This is a genomic window from Thermosulfurimonas sp. (assembly GCF_015491435.1).
Taxonomy (GTDB): Bacteria; Desulfobacterota; Thermodesulfobacteria; order Thermodesulfobacteriales; family Thermodesulfobacteriaceae; genus Thermosulfurimonas_A.
Genome location: NZ_WFVX01000063.1, coordinates 1 through 8,575 on the forward strand (window position 1 = coordinate 1; position 8,575 = coordinate 8,575).

5 protein-coding genes, 1 pseudogene and 1 riboswitch are annotated in these 8,575 nt (G+C 56.8%); all 6 genes and pseudogenes read right to left on the bottom strand.

The genetic code is table 11. The features are described from left to right. Positions 1-2,597, bottom strand: a 2,597-nt coding sequence (locus F8J34_RS02780) for a cobaltochelatase subunit CobN (RefSeq protein ID WP_297056316.1), incomplete at its 3' end; no start/stop codon positions are given. Positions 2,598-2,607: 10 nt separating this feature from the next. Next, the gene (locus F8J34_RS02785; protein ID WP_297056318.1) at positions 2,608-4,518 is read right to left on the bottom strand and encodes a TonB-dependent receptor; all 1,911 of its coding nucleotides are present in this window, start codon (positions 4,516-4,518) and stop codon (positions 2,608-2,610) included. Positions 4,519-4,647: 129 nt separating this feature from the next. Then, a riboswitch (cobalamin riboswitch) is annotated at positions 4,648-4,965 on the bottom strand. Between the two features lie 249 nt (positions 4,966-5,214). Continuing rightward, a pseudogene (gene feoB / locus F8J34_RS02790) lies at positions 5,215-7,353 on the bottom strand (ferrous iron transport protein B). Next, a complete protein-coding gene (locus tag F8J34_RS02795) occupies positions 7,350-7,580 on the bottom strand; it encodes a FeoA family protein (protein ID WP_297056320.1) in 231 nt (76 codons plus the stop codon). Before F8J34_RS02795 ends, feoB begins: the two are co-directional and overlap by 4 nt. Further along, positions 7,577-7,732, bottom strand: coding sequence for a FeoA family protein (locus F8J34_RS09735; RefSeq protein ID WP_363315405.1), 156 nt, complete (start codon positions 7,730-7,732; stop codon positions 7,577-7,579). The genes F8J34_RS02795 and F8J34_RS09735 overlap by 4 nt, the downstream gene beginning before the upstream one ends. Before the next feature lie 281 nt (positions 7,733-8,013). Beyond that, positions 8,014-8,370: an energy transducer TonB gene (locus F8J34_RS09740; protein ID WP_363315406.1), complete on the bottom strand. Its 357-nt coding sequence runs from the start codon at positions 8,368-8,370 to the stop codon at positions 8,014-8,016. Between the last annotated feature and the right edge of the window lie 205 nt (positions 8,371-8,575).

Here is an 8,575-nt window from a genome sequence, read left to right on the forward strand (position 1 = left end):
ATCCCGGACACCCGGCCGTCCTCCCGCCAGTGGGGTTCAACCCCTAGGAGCCACAGGGCGCAGGCAAAATCCTCTCCCCGGGTGCGCATGGTGGGAGAGCCCCAGAGCACCATGGAAAGTGTCCGGGGGAGGCGGCCGTGATCCCGAAGGTGGCGTTCAAGCAGGGCCTCGGCCTGGCGCTTTCCCCGCTTCAAGGCCACCCGGGAGGGAACCCTCAGGGGATCCACGCTGTAGAAGTTGCGTCCGGTGGGTAAAACCTCCACCGCTCCCCGGGTGGGGGCCCCGGAAGGGCCGGGCGGAACAAACCCTCCCGCAAGCCCCGTGATCAGATTATCCATCTCCAGGGTTATTCCGGAAAGGAGTTGCCGGATCTCGGTCTCCGGAAGGGTGCTCTGGCGACGAATGGCCCTTACGGTCTCGTCAAGATCGCGCCCTTCCGGAACCTTTCCCAGGATGTGAAGCCCCCGGTTGACATGGGTTCCGGCCACCTCTTCCAGATAGGCATGAAGGGCCGAAAGGAAGGCCTCCGGATCTTTCTCGGCTTCTTCCGGGGTTAAGGGTAGCTCTTCAAAGAGTTCGCTTTCCCGGGCTCTTTCCAGAATCTTCCGGCGCGTCCCCAGGGCCAGGTCCGGATTTTCCCGTTTGAGGGTTCGATACTCCTCCAGGAGATCGGAGATTTCGGCCAGATCTCCGGAAAGACCGGCCTGCATCTGCGGAGGAATCATGTGATCCAGAATCACGGCATAGCTCCGGCGTTTGGCCTGGGTGCCCTCGCCCGGGTCATTTACGATGTAAGGATAGAGGTTGGGAAGGTCGGCAATGGCCAGCTCCGGGAAGCACCCCTCGGAGAGTCCCACGCTCTTTCCCGGAAGCCATTCCAGGGTTCCGTGTTTCCCTACATGGATCACCGCGTGAGCTCCGAACTCCTCTCTCAGCCAGGTGTAAAAGGCCAGATAGTGGTAAGGCGGGGGCAGATCCGGACGATGGATCTCTCCGGCGGAGAGTTTTTCGATCTTTCCCCGCGGAGGCTGGAGGGTGAGGAGGAGGTTTCCGTTCCTAAGACCGAAAAAAAGGAAATGCCCCTCTCCGGAGGGAGTTTTCAGGACCAGAAAGTTTCCGGGAAATTCTCCCCAGGTCCGACGAAGATCCTGTCGTATTCTCTCCGGAAATCTTTCCAGCCGGGTACGGAAGCGTTCCACCGGCCAGAGGATGGGGTTGCGGCGGAGGAGTTCCTCCGGGGGAAGATAACGTTGATCATAGATCTGGCGGGCCCGGAACTCGCGGGCGATCTCTTCACCTGAGGCATAAACCCTTTCCACGGCGTAACCTTCCTCGGCCAGACGTCTTATCAGTCGGGCCACGGATTCGAAACTATCCAGCCCGAAGGCACAGCCCATACGATCCTCACGGGGAGGATAATGATGAAAGACGATGGCCACGCGCTTCTCACGGTTGGGAAGGAGCTTGAGGCGGGCCCAGTTTGCGGCAAGTCCGGCCAGCCTCCGCACTCCCTCCGGTATGGTTTTCAGGCGCGGTATGGGGGTTCCCAGGAGCTCGGAGATCTCTTCCTGAGCCCTTCCCGCCACCGGATAGGTGATGATTACTCCGTCAAACTCCGGCTGGGCTACGGAAATCGAGACCTCAAGCGGAGAGAGCCCTGCGGGAGAGTCCCTCCAGGCCTCGGGGTCGGAAAAACTCAGGATTCCGTGGATCACGGGTACATCGAGGAAAGGGTAAATTTCCTCCGTCTCCGGCCAGAGGAGTCGGTGCGAAAAGGGCTGAAGGTTGATGAGGACGGAGATTAGCGTTCGGTTCTCCTTTTTAAAGAAGATTTCGGCCACCCGGTTGGGCGAAAGCCCCTCGCCCTCGGCTACAAAACGCTTATGGAAGACCGGAAGCGCCGCAAGGCCCTGCTTTTCTAGTTCTTCTACCAGAGCGGAGATCGGAGCGAGATCCCCGTTTACGAAGTATCCCTGATAGAACCAGATCCCCGCAAGGGGGCGCTTTTCGCCGAGATGCTCCTTGAGCCAGGAGAGATAGCTATCCAGATCCGGGAAAAAGCCGCCCCGGGGATGCCAGATCCCTTCCGAGGGAGGCCTTTTCGGAGGGGAGGGAGGCGGCACTTCCTCCCCGAGCTCCGAGAGAAGCTGGAGGAAGAAGTTCCTGAGATTTTCCGGCCCTCCGTAGGAGAGATACTTTACTCGTTTTTCAAAGGCCTCGTTCCGGGGCCGGGCATATTCCTCCACCAGGGAGAGATCCGCCGGGCTTCCGGAGACCGGCTGAACATGAACAATCTCTCCGGAGAAGCTCTCAAGGAGCGCCTCGAGCCCGGGAAGGCTCTCGGGCCCTCCGTGGGGAAGAAGCACCAGGGCCCGGGCCGAGCGAGAAAGCGCGGAAAGCTCCCTTGCGCCGGGAGCCGTTTCGCGGAAAAAGACCCGGAGGGGCACGTCTATTCCCTGCCGTGCAAGGTCCCTTAGCGCCGCCTCCAGCGCCCCCAGCTCCGTTCCGGTGGTGGTATAGTAGAGAATTAAACTCCGGGGCGGGGAGGAAGCCCGCCCCGGGTATGAAGGGGGTTGGTGCTTTACGGGGGAGGCCATGTTTCCGCCTCTAAAATCCCTTAATCTTTATCCCGGCAAAGAGATTGAATCCCGGAGCCCGATAACCCGCAGCCCACTCATAGTCCGTATCGAAAAGGTTTTCCGCGCGGAAAAATACCTCGGCGTAGTCCGTAAGGGTATAGCTTCCGGTAAGGTCCACCCGACTGTAGTCCGCGATTATATGTTTATGGTCGTAGGCCGGCCTTCTCCCCACATATTTATAATAAAGGTTAAGGGCGAGCTTGCGCCATTTACATCCTAACCGGGCTCCCAGCTGATGGTGAGGTACCAGGGCCAGATTCTCGTACTTATCCTCCTGCCCCTCGGTGTAGGTGTAGTTTAAGGCCAGGGAGAGCCAGGGAAAAGGCCGGGCCTCGATCTCCGATTCCAGTCCGGTAGCCACCCCTCCCCCGGAATTGTAATAGTGCCAGGTGGCGTAGTTGAAGCTTATGCGTTCCTTATAATGGGTGTTGAACCAGGAAAGGGACCAGCGCAGTTTTCCTCCGAAGAGTTCCTGTTCCAGGCCTATATCCCCTCCGGTGCTCCTTTCCGGATCAAGATCCGGGTTCCCATAGCGGGGATCGTAAAGATTGAAAATGGAAGGGGCCCGGAACCCGGTGGCCAGATTCCCCCTGAGCTTTAGGGTATCGGTAAGGAAATAGGCTGCCCCGATCTTGTAGGTGAAATGGGTTCCGAACTCCTCATGATCATCTATACGAGCTCCCAGGTTTACGGCCAGACGTTCCTCTAAAAGCAGGAGGAAAAGATTGGCGAAATAGGAGGTGGTATGCACTTCGTCGTCGTAGTCTTTGGTGCCCCAGGCGGTGGCGCTATAGAGATCGGCCTTTTCTTCATAGTATTCTATGCCTGCGGTGAAAGTTCCCCAGTCGCGAAGCTGAAAGTCATTCTGAAACACCACCGGATAGACCTTCCCCCGGTAAAAACCGTCGAAATAACTATCGGTTACCGCGGATCCGTCGGGCCTGTAACCCAGGATGCCGTCGTCGGGATCCAGGTAATCCCGCCGGGTAAGATGATATCCCAGGGTGAGACGGGTTTTCCAGAAGGGCAGGGGTTGGGCCGTAAGAGTGAAATGATGAAGCTGGATCTGTTCCCGGCGCTCGGCATGGGGATCATTATAAGCCCGGAAACTCGTCCAGTCCCACTGCTGGTAATTGAGGTATCCGTAGGAATAACGCAGGGTATAGTCCAGTTTAACGGTCCCCAGGGCCCCGGATCGTCCGGAAAAGGGTCGGGTGTTCAGATTTAAATCCACCGTGGTCTGCCGAAACTCATCGTCCCGGTAAAGGCCGTCGGTGTTTACCCCGGAAAGTCCCAGGAAGTATCCCACCGGTCCTTCCTGTCCCTTAATGTATCCGGACCCCCGCCAGGTCTCATAGCGTCCGTATCCGCCTTTCATGCGGACTTCCAGAGGACCTCCCCCTTTGCGGGGGATCAGGTTTACCACCCCGCTCATGGCGTTGGAACCGTAAAGGGCGCTCTGAGGGCCGCGCACGATCTCGATGCGGGATAGGTTTTCGGCATCGAACCAGGACCAGAGATCCCCGAAATCATCGGCCGGATAGGAGGGGTCATAGATCCGTACCCCGTCGAAAAGAACGGCGGTATCCTGATTTTTTCCTCCCCGGATCCGGACATATCCCCACTGACCCAGCCATCCGTTGTGTTTGATGGAGATGGAGGGATACCCCTCGAGAGCCTGGTACAGGCCCTGGACTTCCCGCTGATCGATATCCTTGGAGGTGATCACGGTTACCGCATCGGGAAGATGCTTGATGTCCTCCGGCACCCGGGTGGCGGTGATCACCACCTCTCCGGTCTCCTTTCCGTTCTGGGCCAGAACCGGAAAGGCCATTCCCAGCAAAAATACCATCATACAGCAGAGGATCCTTTTACCCATATACCTCCCTCCTTCAAAGGTTTTTTGAAGGAGGGAGCTTCGAGGAGGGTTCCCGAGGGACGGCCTCCGGCCGCGGCCCGGAGGCACTTTCTCCGCTCGGGAACGGAGCAGTTAGCCTCGAAGCTCCGCTCCCTTCCTCGGCCTCCGGGCCGGTATCCCGGCTTCCGGATCGTCCTACTCGCCGCGCCTTCCCGGCGGACCTACGGGCTTTCAGCCCGTGGCCCGGCCAGTGGCCTGTCGCCTGCCGGAAACTTGCTTCCGGCAGGCCCACCCGGGAACCCTCGGGGCCTTAACCCCTCGAGCACCCGGGCGAGGAGCCGGCCCTTACGGTGCCGGCTCCCAGCGGCTTTCGTCCCCGGTCACGGTTGCGGGCCAGCGCCGGATTCTCACCGGCTTCCCGTTTAACCCCGCGGCCTTCCGCAGGGCACCCGGAGACCGTTAATACTTTTAGCTTAAAAGTACTACCTGAATCTTGCTAAACGTCAAGACCTGGGTTCACTGGTCTGAATGGTTAATGGCCAACGTTATCTTTAGAGGAATCTTTATGATTAAAAAATTTCTTTAACGGACAATGGTTGCTAAGACAGTGTGTGCATGGACTTTCTTTTCGCCAGAAAAGAAACACTTTTCGTCTTACCAGTTTCCACGTACCCACGGCTACCAGTGTCCCCAGGGCCAGATCTGCGACTCCCATAGCTAGCCTCCGTATCCCAGAAAGCGTCCGGTCTGATAGAGAGTGAAGGCCAGGGTGTAGGCCAGCCCCAGGTTGAGAAATATCAGAAGAGCGGTGAGGCGCAGACTGCGAAACTCGGCGTAAAAAGCGGCCAGAAACACCATACAGGGCATGTAAAGGAGGGTGAAAACCATAAAACTATAAGCCGAAAGAGGGGTGAAGGTTGAGCGTATTTTGGAGATCAGCGAGGCCTGAGCCTGCTCAGGCTCAAGGCTTACGGGATAGAGACCGGCCACAAGGTTCCTTCCGGCCTCAAGAAAGGCTTGGGGTAAGGCCTTGAGGACCTCTCCCCAGGCTCTTCGGATAGATGCCGGAGGGGCTTCGGTTTCCTCCGAGCCCGCACCGTATATCTCCCCCAGGGTGCTTACCACCACCTCTTTGGCCATGACCCCGGTAATGAGTGAAGCCGCAGCTTCCCACCGGCCAAATCCCAGAGGCTCAAAAACCGGGGCGATGGTCCGGCTTAAGCGGGCCAGATAGGAGCCTTCCACCCCCTTTCCGGCGGGGAAATTCAGAAGAAACCACACCGCTACGGACATGACCAGGATGTAGGTTCCGGCCTTGATCACGAAATGACGGGTCTTTTCCCAGGTATGGACTAAAAGGTATTTACCCCGCGGGAGTCGATAGGGAGGAAGTTCCATCACCAGAAAGCTGGATTCTCCTTTAAGGAGGGTCTTTTGGAGAAAAAGGCCCAGGAGGAGGGCCATACCGATACCTATAAGATAAAGGGACCAGACCACGGTTCCGGCCCGGTAGGCAAAAAAGGCCCCGGCAAAAAGGACATAGACAGGAAGCCTGGCTCCGCAGGACATGAACGGGGCCAGGAAGGCGGTAAGGATGCGATCTCGCCGGGTTTCAAGGACCCGGGTGGCGTAAACCGAAGGTACGTTATATCCGAATCCCAGGAGGAGGGGAATAAAGCTCTTTCCGTGAAGTCCCACGGTATGCATGGCCCGATCCATTACAAAGGCCGCCCGGGCCAGATATCCGCTTCCTTCCAGGAAGGTGATCCAGAACATCATGGCCGCAATTACCGGGATGAATACCGCCACCGTTCCCACCCCGGCTACTATCCCGTCCAGGATCAGTGCCTGAAACCACTCCGGGACCGAAAGGAAATGCAGTCCCCAGGCCAGGGTAGGGGCCAGAGCCGTGTTTACCAGTTGATCCAGCCAATCCACAAAGGGGGAGGATAGATCAAAGGTCAATTTGAAGAGTAACCACATCATGGCCAGAAAAAGGGGAAAACCCAGATAGCGATGCAGAAGGATTCGGTCCAGTTTTTCGGAAAGGTCCGGGCGTAGTCCTTCCCGGTGTACACATTCCTTTACCACCCCGGAGGCTACCCCGTAGCGGGCTTCGGCCAGAACCTCCCCGGGTTCTCCATGGGCTGAAAGGAGGTGCCGAAGGCTCGGAAGATCGGGCAACTCCTGGATCCCTGTTTCCTCCTTCACTTTCGGATCTCCTTCCAGGAGTTTGATGGCCAGCCACCGGAGGGGAATAGACTCGGGAAGAAAGTTATTTCCATTTTTTAGCCAATTCTCAAGCTCGGAAAGGGCCTTTTCTATTTCTTGTCCGTACTCTAAAAAAGGTTTGGGTTTTGCGCGGGCTGTATGGATGGCTGCCTCCAGGGCTTCTTTAAGACCGTCTCCCCTTACGGCCACGGTAGGGATTACCGGGATTTTTAAAAGCTGACTCAACTTTTCTACCTCGATGCGAAGCCCCTTTCTTAAGGCTTCGTCATACATGTTTAAGACCAGCACCACGGGTCTTCCGGTTTCTAAGAGCTGGAGGGTTAGGTAGAGATTTCTTTCCAGATTGGTAGCATCGACCACGTTTAATACCACATCGGGCTTTTCTCGAACCAGAAAATCCCGGGCGATAAGTTACTCCAGGCTGAAGGGGCTCAGGCTGTAGGTGCCGGGAAGGTCCACCAGTCGGATCTTTGTTCCGTTTACTTCCAGTCGGGCTTCCTTCTTTTCCACGGTAACCCCGGGCCAGTTTCCGACTTTGAGTCTTGTGCCGGCGACGGCATTTACGAAAGTGGTCTTTCCGGTATTGGGATTGCCGGCCACAGCGATCACTATTTCTTCCCTCATGATATTACCTCCACCTGGATTTTTTCCGCCTCTTCACGTCGCAGGGAAAGTCGATACCCCTTGATCTTTATTTCCAGAGGATCACCGAGCGGGGCCACCCGTTCCACCAGAAGGGGTTCCCCGGAGAGCACTCCCATATCCAGCAGGCGCCTTTTAAGGACCGAGGGAGCCTCCGTCAACCGGATGATCTTTACCTTGGTTCCTGGTTTGACCTCAGAGAGCCTCATGAGCGCCCCTCCTCGTATAAGGGTTGAACCAGGATCCGGGCTGCCTGTCCCCGTCCTAGAACAAATTTGGTGTCTCCTACCTTAAGGATTACCGGTCCCCATCCCCGGTTTTCCACCACTTCCACCGTCTGCCCCCGGTAAAGCCCTAACATCTCTAGTAACCTTCCCCCGCATCCTTTTCCTCTGAATGGAGATCCGTGTCCATGCCTGTGTCTGTGTCTGCATCGAAGACCCTCTTCGCACCGGTTTTCCCTTTCCTTGAGGATTCCCTGTACCCTTCCTTTATTTCCCGGTTTCAAATCCAGGATGCTAACTACCCCTGCCTCCATACCTTCCTCCTGTAATATTATTGATTATCATTCGCAACTATTAGCACAGCTAAATATTCTGTCAAGACTTGAATTACTGGATTGTTAGGGAATAAAATTTTAATTCATTTAGTGAGATAGAATTTCAAAAAGATTTTTATTTTTAAAGGCCAAGGGCCGAGTTCGGGAGGTGGGGGAGGAAAGGGTGCGGCCCGCTGAACTATCTTCAGGGCGGCTCGATCCAGAATCCGGTGCCCCGAGCCCTGAAATATCTTTACCGAAAGGAGTTGACCCTCTGGCGAGATGGTGAGCCAAAGTCCCACCCTTCCCTGGTATCCTCGCCTTCGGGCCAGCAGCGGATAGTAACGCTTTTTTCGGATTTGGGCGAGGATCAGGGAGAGGTAGGAATTCCTGCGGTTTTGACCCGAGGGGCCGGAAAAGGAAGGCCCCGGAGGACGCGGGGTGGTTTTTGCCGTCCGCAAGGCCGTGTTTCCCCCCGCCTCACCTCCCGGGGAAGGTGTGGGAGGGCTCTTGGAGGCCTCGGGAGGCTTAGGCGTTTTACGGGGGTTGTTAACCGAGTTTATGTCGGGGGGAGAAGGGGAAACTTTTTTTGAGGCCGGTTTTTGGGGACGGGGTCTTCGGGGCCTGGGCTTTTGGGGTCTGGATTTTGAGGGCTTGGGTTTGGAG

What these genes read in the sequence shown, in the direction of transcription:
- F8J34_RS02795 (WP_297056320.1), bottom strand. Translation starts at nt 7,580, where the DNA reads ATGAGGCTCTCTGAGGTCAAACCAGGAACCAAGGTAAAGATCATCCGG.
- F8J34_RS09735 (WP_363315405.1), bottom strand. Translation starts at nt 7,732, where the DNA reads ATGTTAGGGCTTTACCGGGGGCAGACGGTGGAAGTGGTGGAAAACCGG.
- F8J34_RS02785 (WP_297056318.1), bottom strand. Translation starts at nt 4,518, where the DNA reads ATGGGTAAAAGGATCCTCTGCTGTATGATGGTATTTTTGCTGGGAATG.